Annotated in this window: 18 protein-coding genes, 1 tRNA gene and 1 pseudogene; 10 read left to right on the top strand and 10 right to left on the bottom strand. The window is 45.9% G+C overall.

Features of this window, described 5'->3' with window-relative positions:
* Positions 1-95: 95 nt before the first annotated feature.
* From EYS05_RS04575 to trmB, 4 genes are all read right to left on the bottom strand, one after another.
* Positions 96-168, bottom strand: a tRNA-Lys gene (locus tag EYS05_RS04575).
* A 94-nt stretch (positions 169-262) separates the two neighbouring features.
* Positions 263-436 carry a hypothetical protein gene (locus tag EYS05_RS17345; RefSeq protein WP_158293305.1) on the bottom strand — a complete coding sequence of 58 codons (174 nt, stop codon included), beginning with the start codon at positions 434-436 and terminating at the stop codon, positions 263-265.
* A 114-nt stretch (positions 437-550) separates the two neighbouring features.
* Positions 551-1,879, bottom strand: coding sequence for an MATE family efflux transporter (locus tag EYS05_RS04580; protein WP_138276701.1), 1,329 nt, complete (start codon positions 1,877-1,879; stop codon positions 551-553).
* Positions 1,880-1,889: 10 nt separating this feature from the next.
* Positions 1,890-2,546, bottom strand: coding sequence for a tRNA (guanosine(46)-N7)-methyltransferase TrmB (gene trmB / locus EYS05_RS04585; RefSeq protein WP_138276702.1), 657 nt, complete (start codon positions 2,544-2,546; stop codon positions 1,890-1,892).
* Between the two features lie 548 nt (positions 2,547-3,094).
* On the opposite strand from trmB, the gene EYS05_RS04590 reads away from it, so the two are divergent.
* The 10 genes and pseudogenes from EYS05_RS04590 to EYS05_RS04635 all read left to right on the top strand — a co-directional run bounded on the left by EYS05_RS04590 (position 3,095) and on the right by EYS05_RS04635 (position 13,804).
* Positions 3,095-3,415: a hypothetical protein gene (locus EYS05_RS04590; RefSeq protein WP_021653134.1), complete on the top strand. Its 321-nt coding sequence runs from the start codon at positions 3,095-3,097 to the stop codon at positions 3,413-3,415.
* A 19-nt stretch (positions 3,416-3,434) separates the two neighbouring features.
* Positions 3,435-4,478, top strand: coding sequence for a V0D/AC39 family V-type ATPase subunit (locus tag EYS05_RS04595; RefSeq protein WP_138276703.1), 1,044 nt, complete (start codon positions 3,435-3,437; stop codon positions 4,476-4,478).
* An 18-nt stretch (positions 4,479-4,496) separates the two neighbouring features.
* On the top strand, positions 4,497-6,437 hold the full coding sequence (locus EYS05_RS04600) for a V-type ATP synthase subunit I (protein ID WP_138276704.1): 1,941 nt from the start codon (positions 4,497-4,499) through the stop codon (positions 6,435-6,437).
* A 67-nt stretch (positions 6,438-6,504) separates the two neighbouring features.
* A pseudogene (locus EYS05_RS04605) lies at positions 6,505-6,937 on the top strand (ATP synthase subunit C).
* Position 6,938: 1 nt separating this feature from the next.
* Entirely contained in the window at positions 6,939-7,247 is a 309-nt protein-coding gene (locus EYS05_RS04610) for a V-type ATP synthase subunit F (protein ID WP_021653137.1), read from the top strand.
* A 12-nt stretch (positions 7,248-7,259) separates the two neighbouring features.
* Positions 7,260-7,847, top strand: coding sequence for a V-type ATP synthase subunit E (locus EYS05_RS04615; protein ID WP_118515355.1), 588 nt, complete (start codon positions 7,260-7,262; stop codon positions 7,845-7,847).
* Positions 7,840-9,609, top strand: coding sequence for a V-type ATP synthase subunit A (locus EYS05_RS04620; RefSeq protein WP_138276705.1), 1,770 nt, complete (start codon positions 7,840-7,842; stop codon positions 9,607-9,609). The genes EYS05_RS04615 and EYS05_RS04620 overlap by 8 nt, the downstream gene beginning before the upstream one ends.
* Before the next feature lie 15 nt (positions 9,610-9,624).
* Complete coding sequence (locus tag EYS05_RS04625) at positions 9,625-11,007, top strand: V-type ATP synthase subunit B (RefSeq protein ID WP_015525388.1); 1,383 nt, start codon at positions 9,625-9,627, stop codon at positions 11,005-11,007.
* A gap of 12 nt (positions 11,008-11,019) precedes the next feature.
* Positions 11,020-11,643, top strand: a complete 624-nt coding sequence (locus EYS05_RS04630; protein ID WP_059086266.1) for a V-type ATP synthase subunit D — start codon at positions 11,020-11,022, stop codon at positions 11,641-11,643.
* 829 nt (positions 11,644-12,472) lie between these two features.
* Positions 12,473-13,804, top strand: coding sequence for an MATE family efflux transporter (locus tag EYS05_RS04635; protein ID WP_138276706.1), 1,332 nt, complete (start codon positions 12,473-12,475; stop codon positions 13,802-13,804).
* 237 nt (positions 13,805-14,041) lie between these two features.
* Here the strand turns inward: EYS05_RS04635 and nagB are convergent, their stop codons facing one another.
* The 6 genes from nagB to EYS05_RS04665 form a co-directional block, all read right to left on the bottom strand.
* Positions 14,042-14,785: a glucosamine-6-phosphate deaminase gene (gene nagB / locus EYS05_RS04640; protein WP_118515361.1), complete on the bottom strand. Its 744-nt coding sequence runs from the start codon at positions 14,783-14,785 to the stop codon at positions 14,042-14,044.
* A 103-nt stretch (positions 14,786-14,888) separates the two neighbouring features.
* A complete protein-coding gene (locus EYS05_RS04645) occupies positions 14,889-16,199 on the bottom strand; it encodes an alpha-L-fucosidase (RefSeq protein WP_021653144.1) in 1,311 nt (436 codons plus the stop codon).
* Positions 16,200-16,229: 30 nt separating this feature from the next.
* Entirely contained in the window at positions 16,230-17,075 is an 846-nt protein-coding gene (locus EYS05_RS04650) for a carbohydrate ABC transporter permease (RefSeq protein WP_227752335.1), read from the bottom strand.
* Positions 17,076-17,095: 20 nt separating this feature from the next.
* Positions 17,096-18,016: a carbohydrate ABC transporter permease gene (locus EYS05_RS04655; protein ID WP_118170019.1), complete on the bottom strand. Its 921-nt coding sequence runs from the start codon at positions 18,014-18,016 to the stop codon at positions 17,096-17,098.
* Between the two features lie 90 nt (positions 18,017-18,106).
* Positions 18,107-19,462: an ABC transporter substrate-binding protein gene (locus EYS05_RS04660; protein ID WP_118625168.1), complete on the bottom strand. Its 1,356-nt coding sequence runs from the start codon at positions 19,460-19,462 to the stop codon at positions 18,107-18,109.
* Between the two features lie 59 nt (positions 19,463-19,521).
* The gene (locus EYS05_RS04665; RefSeq protein WP_118625166.1) at positions 19,522-20,790 is read right to left on the bottom strand and encodes an alpha-L-fucosidase; all 1,269 of its coding nucleotides are present in this window, start codon (positions 20,788-20,790) and stop codon (positions 19,522-19,524) included.
* Positions 20,791-20,898: the final 108 nt, after the last annotated feature.

Below are 20,898 nucleotides of genomic sequence, written 5' to 3' on the forward strand. Positions count from 1 at the left end.
GCACAAGAGCCCACAACCCCGCATAAACACTGAGTTTTTCTACACGAAAAAACACCGTCCCCGCAGCTCTATATCTGCAAAAACAGTGCCTTTAGTGCGTCTTCAGGGGTTCGAACCCTGGACACCCTGATTAAGAGTCAGGTGCTCTACCAACTGAGCTAAAGACGCTTATTTAATTGTTTGTCTTTCGTTTTTTGTTTCGTTCGTTCCTCAAGACATGTTGTATTATACGTTATGATTTGAAGAAAGTCAACACCTTTTTTTAATTTTTTTTATTTTTTTCTTTTTTATTTTTTATATCTTCATTTGATGCAATTTTATCCAGCATTTTTTCCATTTCCGACAACGAATTTCTGATATGGGCAGCCTGGCTGTTAATGCTGCGGCTTACCGTATGGAGATTCTGCTGCAAGGATCTGAATTTTCTTTTTTTCAAAACTTATGGCCTCCTGCTTTGCGCAAATACCTTTCCAACATCACGGATATTTTATTATATGAAAATATCCTGATCTGTTTCCTGATATTTGCGCAAAGTATTTAAAGCGGACTCTTAGAAATCCACTTTTTTCCACCAGCGCCATACCAGCACCACCGCCAGCACTGCCGTAAGGAAATCCGAGATTGCCTGAGAAGCCAGAACGCCATGATACCCTGCCACCTTAAGAGCGATCATCAGTACAACCGCAAAGACCACTCCCTGTCTGCTCACTGATAACAGAAAAGCTCCCATAGCCTGTCCTGCAGACTGAAACGTACAGGTGCTGATCAGCACGATTCCCATACACAACATTCCCGCCAGCTGCAGCCGAAGCATCAGCGCGCCATTTTCCACAACGGAAGGATCGCTCATAAAGATCTTTACCATCTGCGGGGCAAAAAATCCAAGTACCGCCATCAGTACAAGCGCCATTCCTCCCTCAAGAAGATATGCAAACTTCAAAGTTGCTTTCAACCTTGTGCGGTTTCTCGCGCCGTAATTGTATCCGGTCAGCGGCTGTCCACCAAAGGCAAAACCAACCAGGACCAACGCAGCGATCATATTAATTTTCATAACGATTCCCATAGCTGCAACCTTATCGTCACCAAATCCCAGCAACGCTCGGTTTGTCAGCGCAATTCCGATGCTCTGCATCAGATTAGTAATAGAAGCCGGAATACCAATGGCAAAAACCGCTCCGATCTCCGACCTGGAAATGTGAAATCCCCTGGGATCCACAGAAAGATTTTTGCTCTTTTTAATAAGAAACCATACAAAGAAAATATCGGTACAAACATTTCCGATCACGGTCGCTGTAGCTGCGCCGGCCGCACCCCAGCCCAGTACAAAGATCATGATCGGATCCAGAATAATGTTTACAACTGCGCCAAGTACAGAACCAACCATCGAAGCCGTCGCAAATCCTTCTGTTCGTAACTGATTGGACGGTGTCAGCGCAACAATGATAAACGGCGCACCCAGTGCAATACAGGTATAATACTGTGACGCATACTCCCAGGTGGCCTCGCTTGCACCCAGAAGTCCCAATACCAGACTTCTGAAGATCATCAGTACAGCCGCAACTGCAACACCGCTGACGATCGCGCCATAAAAGCTGAATACGCTGATCCGCTTTGCGTCCTCGTATCTTTTTTCTCCAAAAAGCCTGGAAATAAAAGAACTGCCGCCAAGTCCAAAAATATCTCCCAGCGCGATCATCAGCGTAAAGATCGGCGATCCAAGGGCAACCCCCGCCACCAGATCCGTATTGCCGGTTCCTGCAATAAAATACGTATCCACCATATTATAAACAAGTGAGATAACCATACTGAACACAACCGGAAGTGCCAGCTTAAAATATGCCTTTGGTATAGGATACTTTTCAAAAATTTCTTCCTGCATCTTATTCCCTCTATTTCTGTCTGATCACCATTTTACAGATCGGATTTCCCATAGAAGAAAACTTCTCCTCATATTCCGTCATGACATTTCCCTTCACCAGCTCCTCATCATGATGAAGATCAAAGGTACACACCTCCAGATTCCAATCGGAATCCCTAACCTCTTCCAGGGAAAACTCAAACAGACCACGGTTATCTGTCTTAAACTCTACAGTTCCTTCTTTTTTCAAAATCTTCTCATATCTTGCCAGAAATTCCTTGGACGTAAGTCTTCTCTTTGCATGACGCGCCTTCGGCCACGGATCCGAAAAATTCAGATAGATCCCATCAACCTCATCCTTCTCAAAAATCTCCGGCAGCAATCTTGCATCCACCCTGATAAAAACAAGATTGGAAAACTCCTCTCCTGCCGCTTCCAGTTCCTCTCTCTTCTGTAGCGCCCGAAGAAGCACACTGTCATACATCTCAATTCCCACAAAATTTCTCTCCAGATGAAGTCTTGCCATATCCATCAGAAAACGCCCCTTCCCCATACCAACTTCCAGAAAAAGCGGTCTCTTCACTCCAAAAACCTCATTCCACTTTCCTTTAAACCTCTCCGGCTCATCAATTACCCACTCACAATCCAAAATAGCATCCTTAGCACCCGGAATATTTCGTAATCTCATAAACAACCTCCAATAATCTTTCCACAATAATGTCTCAATGATTCTTATCAAACAACATTCCAATACTCAACTATACATGTAACCCCCACCCCGCCGCAAGCAAAAAATAAAAAAAATCCTCAACCAAGCAACAACAAAAACGCCTCGCCGTCCACTTCCAACACCATCCGCATCCACTCAAACCCTCTCAACCAGGCGACAGCAACGCGCCTCGCCGTCCGCATCCACATACATCGGCTCAACCTCACACATCCAACACCGCAGCATACATACACAAGTCAACAACCTCACACCGCCACAACCAAGAACTCCTAAAAAAAGCCCGAGGGGTGTGCAGAGGGGCCGTGGCTTTACGGCCCCTTTGCGGTTTTCATTTTTTCCCAAAACTCAATCATCGTCTAATAAACAAATTTCTTTTTTTCGTCTCTTTTTGAACATATTTATTCAATAATTGCAAAAAATTTAACAATTTTTTAGTTGTTTTTACCATAAAAAAGGTGTATCATATAAAAATCAATTATAAACTATAAACAAACAAGGAGGGCGCTATGGAACAAATCCTAAATAAGCTTTCGGAAATCGAAGCTACAGCCAATGCCATCATGCAGGACGCTGCGCGACAGAAACAGGCTCTCTCGGAAGAAGCAGAAAAACAGACGAAGGAATTCGACGCTTCACTTGAAAAAGAAACCAGCGACGAGATCCGGAAGATCCGTGAAGATCTGGCCCGCGAGAAAGACGCCCGGATCAATGAGCTTCGTGCAGAAACCGAAGACCAGCTATCCAGGCTGGATGCCTATTACGAAGCCCATCACGAAAGTCTTTGCAGTGAGCTGTTTCAGAAAATAACAGGCATCACCGAAACCTGAAGGGAAAGGAAGTGATTCAATGGGCTCTGTCCTCTCATACAGCGGACTCTCCACCAAGATCCGCGCCATGCAGAGCAGGCTTGTGACAGATGAGCAGCTGGAAGAAATCGTTCAGCTTCCCAATGTCCCCCAGGTAACAGCCTACCTGAAACGGACTCCCGAATATCAGAATATCTGGTCCGGTCTCGATGAAAATGATCTTCACCGCGGACAGATAGAAAAACTCCTGAAGAAATCCATCTTCCTGAATTTTTCAAGGCTTTACCACTTTGCAAATCAGGAACAGCGAACGTTCCTGTCGCTTTACTCGAGGCGTTATGAGATCCGCGTCCTGAAAGAAATCATGACGAATCTCTTTGACCACCGGGACACCGATCCCGTGGATATTTCTCCCTACCGTGATTTTTTCAGACATCATTCCAAGCTGGACATTGACAGGCTTGCCGCCTGCACCAATATGGATGAATTCATTGCGGCGCTGAAGGGAAATGATTTTTTTATTCCGCTGTCTCAGGTCAATGAACGTGGAAATGCCACGCTTTTTGACTTCGGCATGGCACTTGACCTTTCGTATTTTTCACAGATCTGGAATGTGCGGAAGAAGCTTTTCAAAGGTAACGATCTGAAACAGATCACCAGGGCTTACGGTGAAAAATTCGATATGCTGAACCTGCAGTTCATCCAGCGCTCCAAACGCTGCTTTCAGATGGAACCAGCTGCTATTTACGCATTGCTGGTCCCCATGAACTACAAGCTCCGCAAAGAGGAGATCACCACCCTTGTGGAAGCCCCTACACCAGAAGAGTTCCGTCGTATCTTCAATGGGACTTATTATGGTAAAAAATACGAACAGCTGACCGTCGCCAGTCTGGAAGAATTTTATAACTATATTCTTCGCAGCATACTGGAACAGGAAGCACGCAAGGATCCCTATTCCGTAGCAGTCATCTATTCCTATTTATATCACAAAGAACATGAAGTCAACCGTCTGACCATTGCCCTTGAATGCGTGCGCTATGGCGTGGACCCAGAACAATCCCTGCGTTATATACGCAACGGTTAATAACCAGGAGGTAGCAACGTGATTGAAAAAATGAATTTTCTGAGCATCACCGGTCCCAAGGCAGATATCGACCGGGTTGTAAACACCTACCTGTGCAAGTACGAGATCCATCTGGAAAACGCTCTCTCAGAGCTGACCACAGTAGAAAGTCTGACGCCTTTCCTGGATGTCAACCCTTACAGAGATGCCTTAAATTCCATCAATACCATTTATGAGGAGCTAAAAACTCCTCCGTCCACTTCCAACAGAAGCCCGGGTATTGAAACAGCACTTTCCACAGTAAAGGAGATCCGCTCCCAGGCGGATCAGCTCCAGAAGGAACAGTCCGAACTGGAAGAAAAATGTTCCTCTCTGGAAGAGTCACTGCGGATCATACGTCCCTTCCGAAATATTGATTATGATATTTCATCCATACTTCATCTGAAGTATATCCATTTTCATTTCGGACGTATCGAGAAACAGTATTATGAGAAATTCAAGAAATATATTTACGACAATCTGAACACGATCTTCCTTAAATGCGACGAAGATGACCAATACGTCTGGGGCGTTTACTTCGTACCGAAGCATGAAGCGCACAAAATCGATGCCGCCTACTCTTCTATGCACTTTGAGAAAATCTTTGTGCCGGATAATTATACCGGAACTGCCCAGCAGGCGTTTTCAAGCGTAAGCAAACAATACGAGGATGCCCTGAAGCATCTGGAAGCACAGAAACAGAAATACCAGAGATTTCTTACGGATCAGGCAGAAGCCATCGTTACCGCCAGAAACACCCTTCTTCAGTTTTCCAGAAATTTCGATGTCCGTAAAGCGGCTGCCTGCACCGGAAAGCATGAAAATTTCTATATTCTCTGCGGCTGGATGACAGAAGCCGACACCAGAGCCTTTCAAGCCGAAATCTCATCCGACGAAAAAATCTTCTGCCTGGTAGACGGAGAAGATACCAATACGCCGGAGCACGACCAGAACCATCAGCCGCCGACCAAGCTGAAAAACCCGAAGCTTTTCAAGCCCTTTGAAATGTATGTAAAAATGTACGGACTTCCCGCCTATGGCGAGATGGACCCCACCTGGTTTGTTGCCATCACCTACTCCTTTATTTTCGGAGCCATGTTCGGTGATGCAGGACAGGGACTCCTGCTTTTTATCGGAGGATTGCTCCTGTACAAACTAAAGCATATCGATCTTGCCGGAATCATCAGCTGCGCCGGAGTCTTTTCCACATTTTTCGGTCTGATGTTCGGAAGTATCTTTGGATTTGAGGATGTCATACCTGCTCTGTGGCTGCGGCCTGTGAACAGTATGACGACCATACCTTTTATCGGAAAACTGAATACCGTATTTATCGTTGCCATCGGCTTCGGCATGGGAATCATCCTCCTGTGTATGGTTTTCAACATCATCAATTCCTTTAAGATGCATGACGTTGAAAAAACCTGGTTTGACACCAACGCTGTGGCAGGGCTTGTATTTTATGGCTCCGCAGTTCTCTGCATCGGACTTTTTGTATCCGGGCATGCTGTTCCGGGTGGTGCAGTCCTTGCCATTATGTTTGTTTTACCGCTGCTTCTTATTTTCTTCAAGGAGCCTCTTACAAACCTGGTAGAAAAAAAAGCCGAGGTTATGCCAAAAGAAAAAGGCATGTTTATCGTACAGGGTATCTTTGAACTGTTCGAGGTTATCCTGAGCTACTTTTCCAATACACTCTCCTTCGTGCGTATCGGTGCTTTTGCAGTCAGCCACGCAGCTATGATGGAGGTTGTACTTATGCTTGCAGGCGCAGAGAACGGCAGTCCGAACTGGATCGTCATCATTCTCGGAAACCTGTTTGTATGCGCTATGGAGGGCCTGATCGTAGGTATCCAGGTACTCCGTCTGGAATATTACGAAATGTTCAGCCGTTTTTACAAGGGCAGCGGACGGAAATTCGAGCCGTTCTGCTCCAAGAACAAATAAAATGCCAGAGTCGGAACGCATTCTGATCCGGGCATTCAATTAAACGAATATTAAGGAGGTCATCATCATGACAGTCATTACACAGATCACAATCGCAGTTGCACTTGTACTCAGCATCATTCTTCCATTTGGTTACTATCTTCTCGGCGAAAAAAAACCGTGGCCGCTACAAAACAGCTCTTGGTGTCAACGCCTTTTTCTTCTTCGGGATCATGCTTGTTGCCATTGCAGTAACATTTGCAGGCGGAGCTTCCGTACAGGCTGCTACAGGCACTGACGCAGGCCTTGCAACAGGTATGGGTTACATCGCAGCAGCACTTGTTACCGGACTTTCCTGTATCGGTGGTGGTATTGCCGTTGCCAGTGCGGCAAGCGCAGCACTTGGAGCGATCAGTGAGGATCAGAGCATCCTTGGTAAATCTCTTATCTTCGTAGGTCTTGCCGAAGGTGTTGCTCTTTATGGACTGATCATCTCCTTCATGATCCTTGGTAAACTTTGATATGAAAATGTATCTGATCAGTGACAATATTGATACTCTGACAGGAATGAGACTGGCCGGTGTAGAGGGTGTGATCGTTCATGAACACGACGAGCTGAAGGAAGCTCTGGAGCGCACCATCGCAGACAAAGAGATCGGAATCATACTCCTGACCGAAAAATTCGGCCGGGAGTTTCCTGAGATCATCGATGATGTCAAGCTTCATCACAAAACACCTCTCATCATTGAGATTCCTGACAGACATGGTACCGGCCGCAGGCCTGATTTCATTACATCTTATGTAAACGAGGCTATCGGATTAAAATTATAGGCAGGTGATATTATGACAATTGAAGAGAAGCTTAAACACTTCTATGACACCTCAGTGGACGAAGCACGCCGTCAGGCGGAAAAAGATGTCCGGGAACACAAGGAAGCCCTGGATGCCGCACTGGAGGAACATAAAAAAATGTCTCTGGGAAATGCTGCCAGTTCCCGCAAAGCCGAGATTGCAAACGCAAAGCGCGAGATCAACAAGGCACTTTCCGCAGAGCAGCTTCACATCCGGCGAAACTGGACTGCCAGGCAGAGCCGCTTAAAAGAAAAACTTTTTGCAGATGTTCGGGTACAGATCCTGAAATTCATGGAATCTCCCCGCTATGAAGAATATCTTTGTACAAAGATCGAGGAAGCTGTCTGCTTCGCGGAACACGATGAGATCCAGATCTATCTTTCAAAAGAAGATGAACCCCGTCTGAAGTCTCTCACTGTAAAGACCGGTTTCCCGCTGAAGCTTTCCGATGAATCCTTTATCGGCGGGATCAAGGCGATAATCCCTGAAAAAAATATCCTCATCGACAATTCCTTTGAGGAAGGCTATCAGGCAGCTTACAGAGAATTCAAATTTGACGGAGGTCCAGCACATGAGTAAAACAGGTATTATCTACGGTGTTAACGGTCCTGTTATCTACCTCAAGGGCGACACCGGCTTCAAGATCTCCGAGATGGTCTATGTAGGCCCCGAAAAACTGGTTGGAGAAGTTATCGGTCTCAAGAAACATATGACGACCATACAAGTTTTTGAGGAAACTACAGGACTGAAACCCGGAGAAACTGTTATCGGAACAGGAGACGCCATTTCCGTTCTCCTTGGTCCGGGAATCATCCACAATATTTTTGATGGTATCCAGAGACCTCTGGCAGAGATTGCCCAGGCCTCTGGAAAATATATTTCCCGTGGTGTCAGCGTTGACTCTCTTGACACAGAAAAAAAATGGGAAACCCACATTACCGTAAAGGAAGGTGACGTCATCGGTGCAGGCACGGTTATCGCTGAAACACAGGAAACCGCCTCCATCCTTCACAAATCCATGGTTCCGCCCACGATCACACACGGAACCGTTATCCATGCGGTTCCTGACGGTGCTTATACCGTTCTGGAGCCCATCGTTACCGTCCGTCTTGATGACGGAACCGAAAAAAAACTGGCACTTGCCCAGAAATGGCCGATCCGTGTTCCACGTCCGACCTACAAGCGTTTCCCGGCCAGCGTTCCGCTCCTTACCGGACAGCGAATCCTGGATACTCTTTTCCCTATTGCCAAGGGAGGCACTGCTGCAGTTCCAGGCGGATTCGGAACAGGAAAAACCATGACACAGCACCAGATCGCCAAGTGGTCTGACGCAGATATCATCATCTACATCGGCTGTGGCGAGCGCGGAAACGAAATGACACAGGTTCTTGAGGACTTCAGCAAGCTGATCGACCCGAAATCCGGAAACCTGATGATGGACCGTACCACACTGATCGCCAACACTTCCAACATGCCGGTTGCAGCCCGTGAGGCTTCCATTTACACAGGTGTTACACTTGCGGAATATTACCGTGATATGGGTTATGACGTAGCAATCATGGCAGACTCCACATCCCGATGGGCCGAGGCTCTCCGTGAGCTTTCCGGACGTCTGGAGGAGATGCCTGCAGAGGAAGGCTTCCCTGCGTATCTGGCAAGTAAGCTTTCCGCCTTCTATGAGCGCGCGGGAATGATGCAGAACCTGAACGGAACAGAAGGTTCCGTATCTATTATCGGTGCAGTTTCCCCTCAGGGCGGTGATTTCTCCGAGCCGGTCACACAGAATACCAAACGTTTTGTCCGCTGTTTCTGGGGACTGGACAAGGCTCTTGCCTATGCCCGTCACTTCCCTGCCATCCAGTGGCTGACCAGCTACAGCGAATATCTGGAGGACCTGACTCCCTGGTACAGAGAGCATGTCTCCCCGAAATTCGTTTATGACAGAAACCAGATCATGGCTATCCTCAACCAGGAAAGCTCTCTTATGGAGATCGTCAAGCTGATCGGAAGCGATGTTCTTCCGGATGATCAGAAGCTGACGCTGGAGATCGCCAGGGTTATCCGTCTGGGCTTCCTGCAGCAGAATGCTTTTCACCAGGAGGACACCAGTGTTCCTATGGAAAAGCAGTTCCTGATGATGGAAACCATCCTCTATCTCTACGAAAAATGCCGTGCCCTTGTAAACCGTGGCATGCCGGTTTCCGTGCTGAAGGAGGATAAGATCTTTGAACGTATCATCGCCATCAAATACGAGGTTCCAAATAAAGAGCCGGAGCGTTTTGATGAATATCATAAAGATATCGACCGCTTCTACGACAATGTACTGGAAAGAAACGGTTAAAGGAGGGATCAGTTTATGGCAATCGAATATCTTGGCCTGAGTGAAATAAACGGCCCTCTTGTTGTCCTTGAGGGTGTAAAAAATGCATCTTACGAGGAGATCGTGGAATTCCACATGGAGGACGGCACTCAGAAGATCGGCCGTATCGTGGAAATCTATGAGGACAAGGCCGTTATCCAGGTTTTTGAGGGAACTGACAATATGTCCCTCGGCAATACACACACACGTCTTACCGGACATCCTATGGAGATCGGGCTTTCCCCTGAGATCCTGGGACGTACCTTTAACGGTATCGGCCAGCCCATTGACGGGCTTGGCGAGATCACACCGGAGGTCAGCCTGAACATTAACGGGCTTCCGCTGAATCCGGTAACCCGTGAATATCCACGAAACTATATCAACACCGGTATCTCCGCTATCGACGGACTGACAACACTGATCCGCGGCCAGAAGCTGCCGATCTTTTCCGGTAACGGTCTTCCACATGATAAGCTGGCTGCACAGATCGTTCAGCAGGCTTCCCTGGGAGCAGATTCCGATGAAAAATTCGCCATTGTTTTTGCGGCAATGGGCGTCAAATATGACGTAGCTGAATTCTTCCGCAGAACCTTTGAGGAAAGCGGTGCCTCCGACCACGTTGTGATGTTTTTGAACCTTGCAAACGATCCGGTTGTAGAACGTCTTCTGACACCGAAGATCGCCCTCACTGCCGCTGAGTATCTTGCTTTTGAAAAAGGCATGCACATCCTGGTAATCCTTACAGATATCACCTCCTTCTGCGAGGCCATGCGAGAGGTTTCCTCCTCCAAAGGTGAAATTCCTTCCCGAAAGGGTTATCCTGGATATTTGTACAGTGAGCTTGCAACTCTTTACGAGCGTGCGGGAATCGTCCGTGGCGGCACCGGTTCTGTAACCCAGATCCCAATCCTGACCATGCCAAACGACGACATCACACACCCGATCCCAGACCTTACCGGATATATCACAGAAGGCCAGATCGTACTGGACCGCCAGCTTCACGGTCAGGCGATCTATCCGCCGATCAATGTTCTGCCATCTCTGTCCCGTCTGATGAAGGACGGTATCGGTGAAGGCTTCACACGTGCCGATCATCAGGATGTTGCCAACCAGCTCTTCTCCTGCTACGCAAAGGTAGGCGACGCAAGAGCTCTGGCATCCGTTATCGGTGAGGATGAGCTTTCTCCGCTGGATAAGCAATACCTTGTATTCGGAAAAGCCTTCGAGGCAGAGTTTGTAGGACAGTCAGAAACAGAGAATCGAAGCATCATCGAAACTCTGGATAAGGGCTGGGAGCTTCTTGGTCTTCTTCCAAGAGAAGAGCTCGACCGTATCGATACCAAAGTTCTGGATCAGTATTACAGAGAAACCGTCCGTTAGTGAGGTGATTTTATGGATCCGAATACCTTTCCTACCAAGGGAAATCTTATACTTGCAAAAAACTCTCTGGCTCTTTCCAAACAGGGCTATGAGCTTATGGACAAAAAGCGTAATATCCTGATCCGTGAAATGATGGAGCTGATTGATCAGGCAAAAGACATCCAGTCCCAGATTGATGAGACCTTCCGTACCGCTTACGCGGCTCTTCAGAAGGCAAATATGGAAATTGGAATCGCTTTCGTAGACCAGATTTCTCATACCGTTCCTGTGGAAGATTCCATCCGGATCAAAACCAGAAGCGTTATGGGAACCGAGATCCCTCTTGTGGAATATGACAAAAAAGCAGGCAACACGCCGACCTACGCCTACTACAGCACCAAGCTGTCCCTGGACGAGGCCAAGGCAGCCTTCGAGCGTGTAAAGGAGCTGTCCATCCAGCTCTCCATGATCGAAAACGCCGCCATCCGTCTTGCTACCAACATCAAGAAAACCCAGAAGCGTGCCAATGCGCTGAAAAACATCACCATCCCCAGATATGAAACCCTCACCAGAGATATCACTAATGCTCTGGAGGAAAAAGAGCGCGAAGAGTTTACACGTCTGAAGGTGATCAAGCGTATGAAACAAAACAGTTAAAAAAATCCTCCGCAGATCTTTCCGGTTCTGCGGAGGATTTTTGGGTTATCCACACTTATCCACATCTGAAAATAACTTTTCAACACCTTGCAGTGACCGTTTTAACTGGGCACTGTTCTTTTTTATCCTCATTTCCATACATCCGATAATCCCCCTTTTAAATAGATTAGTTTTTCAAGAATTTACTCACTATTATCTGATTATTTGTTTTTATTCTTTTATATTATGTCTTTTTTGCAATAAATTTTATGATATTTAGAATTTAAAAATGTCAATAGTTTTAAGAACTTTTTTCCCACTTTTTACAATTTTATCATTTTACACAAAACATATGTTTAAATTTATTTATGTAAATCAGCTCATCCACATGGTTATCCTTGTGGATAATGTGGATAAATTTGTGCATAACTTGATTATTAGCGGATTTGCGGATTTTTGTCATGTGGAAAACTTTTTGGAAAGTTTTTCACTTATCCACCATAGTTCGACAGGTTTTGTGCATATTGCCAGAACGACCTTTTCAAGGCTGATATTGCCCGTATCCGCACGCACCTGCCTAACGTTGCCAATCCTCTCCGATGTTTATATCAAGCCTTTCTTTTTGCAGCTTTTTATGGTGTTTCTCCTGCGTGCAGTCTTGACATCAGCACTGTTTTTTTGTTAAGGTGAAAACGCTAAAACAACGTGTGGATTTTTCAGTTCCGACTTTTTTCGCCACACAATCTGCCTTCACCAGTAAGACAGATTGTGTGGCTTTTATTATGCACAAAAAGCACACCTTTTTTCCCATGATCTACATTGTGAATTCTGATATAAAGGAGGATTTTTCATGAACGACACATTTATGAAGGAGAAGCCTGTCGGCCCGCTGCTGGCGTCCATGGCGCTGCCTATGGTCTTTTCCATGCTTGTAAACTCACTATACAACATTGTGGACAGCTTCTTCGTGGCACAGATCAGCGAGCAGGCCATGACCGCCCTGTCCCTTGTCTATCCGGTCCAGAACATGATCAACGCCGTTGCCATCGGCTTCGGGATCGGAATCAACGCCAGAGTTTCCTATCACCTTGGCGCAGGGGACAAAAAAATGGCAGACACCGCCGCAACCCACGGATTTTTTCTGTCTGTGATCCATGGAATCCTGATGACTGTGATCAGCATCGCTGTTATGCCCGTATTCCTTCAGATGTATACCCAGGATGAAACCGTGATCCGGATGGGGCTGGAGTATTCTACCATCGTTTTCATGTTTTCCACAGTAATTTCCATCAGCCTTTTCTTCGAAAAACTTTTCCAGGCTGTAGGACGGATGAAAGTATCTATGATCGCCCTGCTGGTGGGATGTACCAGCAACATCATCCTGGACCCGTTCCTGATCTGGGGAATCGGTTTTTTTCCGAAGTTGGGTATCCGGGGCGCAGCTCTGGCTACTGGCATCGGCCAGATGCTCACCATTGCGGTCTATATGGTCTTTTATATCCTGAAAACTATTCCTGTACATGTAACGCCCAAAGCCCTGAAAACAAGCAAAGAAACGGATCTGAGCCTGTATGCCATCGGTGTTCCAGCGATCCTGAACCTGGCACTGCCATCGTTCCTGATCTCTTTTCTGAACTCCGTGCTGGCCGCTTACTCAGACAGCTATGTGGTGATCCTTGGCATTTATTATAAATTGCAGACCTTCCTGTATCTCCCGGCCAACGGAATCATCCAGGGAATGCGCCCGCTGATCGGTTATAACTTCGGTGCCCGTGAAATGAAGCGTGTGAAAAAAATCTTCCGGCTGACCCTGGAGTCCAGCTGTGTGATCATGCTCTTTGGAACCGTTATCTGTCTCCTGGCATCCGGACAGCTTATGGGACTTTTCACAACTACCCCGGAAACCATTGCCGCAGGTTCCAGAGCACTGAAGAGCATCAGCGCCGGCTTCCTGATTTCCGCAGTATCCGTCACCACCTCCGGTGCCATGGAAGGCCTTGGAAAAGGTACCCAGTCCCTTGTTATTTCTCTTTTCCGCTACGTGGTCGTTATCATGCCCACCGCATATCTTCTGTCCCGTTTTATGGGTCCTGATGGCGTATGGAACGCATTCTGGATCACAGAAGTGTTTACTGCCATCGTTTCTGTCATGGTTTATCACAACACGTTGAAAAAAGCCTGAGAATGCAAATGCCCATCCCACCGACCTGCTTGCAGCCGCCTGCAGGTTTACGTCCCAAAAGCACAAAAAGCTTCGATCCACTCTCTGAGCACATCGCTCATCGATGAGAGTTGAATCGAAGCTTTCTTTTTTAACCAAATCCGGAAAATCCCATGAGTGATCGCTGATATCCGCCTGCTTCAAACGGATATCCATGATCTGCGTTCATTTAATTCGCGGAAATTTCCTCTGTATCTCTTACAGCAGCCCCTTCTCACGGATCAGCTTTAAAGCGCCTTCATCTGCCACTACCGTCACATCCGGGTGGAGCTGCAGGATAGATGCCGGCACGTTGGGCGTGATCGGTCCGTAGAGAGATTTGTAAAGGGCATCTGCCTTTGCCTCTCCGGTAGCGACCAGAAGGATCTTCTTTGCAGCCATGATGTTTTTGATACCCATGGTATACGCCTGCTTCGGCACATCATCCATAGTTTCAAAGAATCTTGCATTTGCCTTGATGGTGCTCTCTGTAAGGTCTACGCAGTGAGTCTCCTTTTCAAAAGCTGCTCCTGGCTCATTGAATCCGATATGACCGTTTCCGCCGATTCCAAGCAGCTGCATGTCGATACCGCCTACGCTGCGGATAATCTCATTGTAATCCGCACAGGCTTTCTCACTGTCCTCTTCCAGTCCGTTTGGCACATAGGTTCTTGTCTTATCGATATTTACATGATCAAACAGATTTGTGTTCATAAAATAGCGATAGCTCTGATCGTTATCTCCGGAAAGTCCTTTGTATTCATCAAGATTTACGGATGTGATCTGTGAAAAGTCCAGATCTCCTTTTTTATACCACTCGATCAGCTGCTTGTACATTCCCACCGGTGTGGAGCCTGTAGCAAGTCCGAGAACAGCATTTGGCTTCATGATGATCTGTGCAGACATGATGTTTGCCGCTTTTCTGCTTACGTCATAGTAATCTTTTCCTGTATAAATGATCATAATCTTTTCCCTTCTCCTTATGGTAAAAAAGAACAACCGGATAACTGAGATTCGCATATCTCCTGCTTTTCCTGTTGTTCTTTTTTTATTATTGATTAGTTTTTTACTCAGCCATCTCTACTTCGAGAACATAGTCTACCGGGTCAGGAAGTACCGGGTCAGGTCCCAGATCAACGAATGCGATATCCGGGTAATCGCTGTGCATCCATGCATTGGAGATCGGCACCTCATGTCCGTCATCCAGTGCACGCACCTTCACGATCTTATCCTTATCAAATCCCAGAAGCGGAAGTGGTCCCAGTGTATTCTCATAAATATGCACATAGTATTTGTTTCCGTTTCTGGTGATACGTCCGTAATCCGGCTTCGGAATGTTTTCAGCCGGTACACAGCCGTAGATACTGTCATGATTCTTATCCATCCAGCGGCCGATCTCAGCCAGGATCGCAGAAGATTCCTTCGGGAATTTACCTTTTGCATCCGGTCCTACGTTCAGGATCATATTTCCGCCCTTGGAAACACACTCTACCAGCTTCTTGATCAGCATGGAAGCCGGTTTGTAATAATGGTCGTTTGCACAGTATCCCCAGTTGTTGTTCATGGTGAAGCATGCTTCCCAGACCATCGGGTTGCCTTCCTTATCACAGATTCCTTCCGGCGGGATGATCTGCTCAGGGCTTACGAAATCGCCATGGTACGGTGTCGGATCACACTCATACAGGGATCCTCTTCCCTCTCCACTGGCTTCCAGACGGTTATCGATGATAACCTGCGGCTGTAAGCTGCGCACCATGTTGATCAGCTTGGTTGCGCCCCATTTTTCCCCTCTCATATCGTCGTAGGAGAAATCAAACCAGATGATATCGATCTGTCCGTAGTTTGTACAGATCTCTTCTACCTGATTATACAGATATTCTGTATAACGTGAGAAATCACGGTTCTCATTTCCGCACTCTTTGTGGTTTCTCATCGGATGGATACGGTCTCCGTAATGCGGATAATCCGGATGATGCCAGTCAAGCAGTGTGAAATAGATTCCAACCTTAAGGCCTTCCTCACGAAGTGCCTCTACATACTCCTTGATCAGGTCTCTTCCTGCCGGTGTGTTTGTTACCTTGTAGTCTGTGTATTTGCTGTCAAAGAGGCAGAATCCGTCGTGATGTTTTGCTGTCAGGACTACATATTTCATACCTGCAGCCTTGGCCTCTTTTGCCCACTGCTTCGGGTTGTAGTCTCTTGCATCAAACTCTTTCATAAACGGAAGATATTCTTCCTCAGGTATTTCCTCTACACTTCGTACCCACTCGCCTCTTGCAGGGATAGAATATAATCCCCAGTGGATAAACATTCCAAAGCGGGCATCCTGGTACCACTCCATACGTTTTTCATATTCTTTTCTGTCAAACTGATACATGATTTTTTCCTCCTGTTTAGATTAAAAGCATCAGCCTTTGATAGCTCCGGAAAGCATACCTTTTTCAATCTGTTTATGGAACACGATGTAAATGATAATCATCGGAATTACAGACATTACTACATATGCAAACTGGCTTCCGATCTCCTGTGTATGCGCGGAAGAGAAGTTCAGCATCGCACGTGAAACTGTGAAATATTTGGTATCTGTCATCAGGATCATGGAGAATACAAGTTCACTGTATCCATAGATGAATACGAAGATCGCCTCTGTTGCGATGATCGGCTTGCAGACAGGGAAAAGGATCTTCCACAGCAGCTGCCAGTTGTTACATCCATCAATGATCGCCGCCTCATCCAGGTTCCTGGAGATTCCATCCATGAATCCTGTATAAAGGAATATCGCCTGGGACATGCCAAACGCAACATAGATCAGGATCAGGAAGAACAGGTTGTTCTTTGCATTTAATGCTGTTGCAATGTTGTTGATCGGGATCAGTGTACAGTGAACCGGAACCATTACTCCGATCATAAAGAATACATATACCCATTTCAGGAATTTGTAATCTTTTCTTGATAAGATGTATGCTGCCATCATTCCGACTACAGTATTAAATACAGTTGTCAGAGTTGCTACAACCAGGGAGTTCTTGATGGTATTCAATGCATCCGCTGTTTTGTTTGCGCTGATATAGTTCTGGAACATAAGCTTCTTAGGTAAGCTCAGCAGGTTCAGGTAGATCTCTGAGTTTGTTTTGAAGGAAGCCATTACGGTCACTACTACCGGAAACAGTGTAACAACTGTCCACAGGATCGCGATAACGTACAGTGCTATCTTTCCTCCGTGCATTTTCTGTTTATTAGCTGTTTTTTCCATATTGTCTCTTCTCCTTCCGCCTACATTGCAAGATCTTTATCTTCACGGAACAAATGATTAGTTATAAGACTCAGTGCAACACCCAGTACTAACAGAATAACGCCGTATGCACTGCTTCGTCCAAACAGCTTATAGGAGAATCCCTGTGTATAAAGCATGATTGAAGGTGTGGAGCTGATATCGTTCGGGCCTCCTCTTGTCATCGCCCAGATAATATCGAATACTTTCAGACATCCTGTGATACACAAAATAGAGAATACCTTGAAGGAGTTTTTCATCAGAGGCAGGGTAATGTAACGAACTCTCTGCCATCCGGTAGCTCCATCCAGTGCTGCTGCCTCATTTAACTCATCCGGGATCGCCACCAGACCCGCTGCAAATATCAGCATGTTATATCCGGCATACATCCACTCATTTACCAGGATAACGATCCAAACGTTTACAGTCTTTATCGTCAGCACATCAGGGATCGTACCATGAAGGCCGAAAATATTTTCAATGGTATTAAAGATACCAAAGTTCGGATTTAACATAAATGTCCACATCAGGGCTACTGCTGTTGTTCCTAACATATTCGGAAGGAAGTAACAGGTTCTGAAGAATCCGGTTCCCTTGATCTTTGCAGTTACCAGCATTGCGAGACCAAATGAAAGTGGCATCAGGATAACGAAACCACCGATCATAAAGTACACGCTGTTGAGCATTGCATTCCAGAACAGCTTATCTGAAAAGATCTTCTGATAGTTCTCAAGTCCTACCCACTGCTTTGCTGCACCAAACATACCGTTCCATTTGCGGAATGATAAGCCTACGGTGTCAAAAACAGGGTAGATAACAAAAATAACAGTTATTAAAATTGCCGGAAGAAGGAACGCTAAAGAAAGCGTAAGATCTTTTTTGTCCAGCTTCTGTTTTACCTTTGGTACAGATTTACCTGCCATATGTATACCTCCGTAATAAACAAGGGGAAGCAGATGATGCTTCCCCCTGTTTCTCTTATCCACACATCATGCGTTCAGTCAAAATTCTCTTTATTCGTAAGCAGACATTTTGTCAACGATATCGTCTCCAACTTCCTGTGCACTTGCGCCTGTCGCTAATGCCTGAAGAGAATTACGGATTGTGTCCATAGCTGCTGTGTTGCTGTCATATGTAGGAATCTCAAGTTTAGACTCTGTATTCTCAGCCATGATCGCATTTACATCGTCAAGCAGATAGTTACCTGTATCGATTGTAACCTTCTCAGCATATGTTGTCGGGCTGGATTTGCACATTTCGTTGATGGAATCTACACTTGTAAGGTATTTGATGAATTTAACAGTTGCTGCGATTTCCTCATCACTCTTGTTTAATGTAGTGATGTAGTATGTATCAGAACCGCCACCCATCTCTACAGTCTTGTTTGCTTCGTCGATATAAGGAATTCTTGTAACACCGATCTTCTGAGCATCGAAGAGAGTTGTATCGGAGTCATTCTGGAAGTTACCGCAGTTCCATGTTCCGTCAACTGTGAATGCAGCTTTTCCTGCCTCGAACATATTTCTCTCTGTGTTGAAGTCTGTGCTGAGGATTCCGTCTCCCCAGTATCCTGCATCGATCATATCTTTCATCTTCTGATAGATTGCAACCATCTTCTCGCCGTTGTAAGCTTCTTTGTCGCTTGCAAGATCATCTGCGATGCTTGTTCCGTAAGCTTTCAGAGCAAGAGCACTCATCAGATGCTCGAAGTGATAGTTATCTTTGTCAGAGTAGTTGAATGGCTGGATTCCTGCATCTTTTAATTTCGCGCAGGCATCAACAAGATCATCCCAGGACTCCGGAACATCTACGCCAACCTGATCAAGGTAATCTTTGTTGTAGTAGAGGCAGAGCTGATAAGCGGACCACGGAATACCATAGGTTCCTTCAATGCCGTCAAACTGTGTTGTCTCCCATGCAAAATCCTGAACTCCCTCTTTCCATTCCGGATACTGCTCGAAGTATGGTGTCAGATCCAGTATATATCCTGCATCTACATACTCTCTTGTACGGCTTCCGCCATACTGAAGGAATGCGTTCGGTACATTACCGGAAGCAAAATCTGTTGTAAGCTTCTCTTCGTAATCAGACTCTGTAGAAATACTCTCATCTGTTACATGGATCTTTCCTTCGTTCTCTTTATTGAACTCTTCAAGTGCTTTGTAATACCATTTAGCCTGTCCGTCTGTGTCAGATCCGTTGTTAAATCTGAATGCTACACGAAGCTCAACGTTTTCAAAATCCATACTCTCTACGTCGTAGTTTGTGTCACCCTTTGCAAATACAGCGCTTCCTGTTACGCCTACTGTAGACATTGCTGTTACACCGGCGAGACACAGTGTTGCAACTTTTTTCATTCGTTTCTTCATGAATAAATCCTCCCTTAATATGATTTTATTTATATAGTTTACCCATTGATGCTCTTAAGTTAATCGATGATCGCCTCAAAGATCGGCTCCTCTTCCTCAAGCTCCAGGCATACACAGTAGTTCTTTGCTCCCTGAAGTTTCTCCGGAAGTTCAACCTCTACCATGGAGTTTCCTTCGCAGCACTTTAATGCGCGGCATGGAAGTTTCTCTCCTGTGCTTACCACATATGCACCTTTTAACTGGTTGCCGATGTTCAGCAGCTCTACACGATATCTCGGTGCAAGTACATGTACATAAAGTTTATGTGGTCTCTTGGTAAATTCAATGCTCGGAATCTCATACGGATAGATACCAACATTCTTGGTTCCGTAAATTGCTTCCGCATTCTCAGTCACGTATTTACCAACCTCATTCATAACCTCGACACAAGCTTCCGGAACAGTTCCGTCTGCCATTGGTCCTACGTTCAGCAGGTAATTTCCGCCTCTGCCGACGATCTTGAGAAGAAGGTTCAGGATATCATCCGGATTCTTCCAGTTTGTATCGTATTTATTGTAACCCCATGTGTCATTTACAGTTGCCGGTACTTCCCAGTCACCGTCGTATGGAAGACGTGGGATAAAGTTATCACCGGTGGTCATGTAATCGCCCTTCTGGTGTCCGATACGTCCGCTGATGATGCAGTCAGGCTTAATACCCTTAACCCAGTCTCTTAATTCCTGAGCCTCGTCTGCGGTCATTCCCATCGGAGTATCAAACCAGATCAGGGAAATATTATCGTAATTCTCAAGAAGCTCTTTTAACTGCGGCTTGCATTTCTCATCGAAGTATGTACGGAATTCCGGCTTCCACTCGTTCTTGTCTTCGTAATCCTTCTTATAGGCATTGTCATCATCCCAGTCCTGAGCCTGTGAATAATAGATACCCATAGTCATGTCATATTTCTTACAAGCATCGGAAAGCTCTCTTAAGATATCTCTTCCTGCAGCCTTCACTACATTAAAATCACTGACCTTGGAATCGTACATTGCGAATCCCTCGTGATGCTTGGAAGTAAGAACGATATATTTAACACCCCACTGCTCTTTCGCTCTTTTCACAAACATGTCCGCGTCAAATTTGTCCGGATGGAACTCATCTTTCAGCTTTCTGTAATCTTCCTTGTCAATGTTGAGATTGTTCTCGATCCACTCTGCAATACGGTCTGTCTTGGTGACCTCGCCGGTCTTCGGATCTTTCCATTCTCCTGCAAGGATGGAATAAAGTCCCCAATGGATGAATAATCCGTATTTGGCATCTTTATACCACTGCTGCTTTGTGTCTGCCATAACCTTCTCCTTGTTTCGTATAGCTGATTTTCTTGTTGTGTAAAACGTTTCGTTTTTTGTTAAGACTATCTTACCGCATCCGAAGCAGTTTTTCAAGTAAAATCATGG

Origin of the sequence: Blautia sp. SC05B48 (assembly GCF_005848555.1) — a bacterium.
In the GTDB taxonomy this organism is placed as follows: Bacteria; Bacillota; Clostridia; order Lachnospirales; family Lachnospiraceae; genus Blautia_A.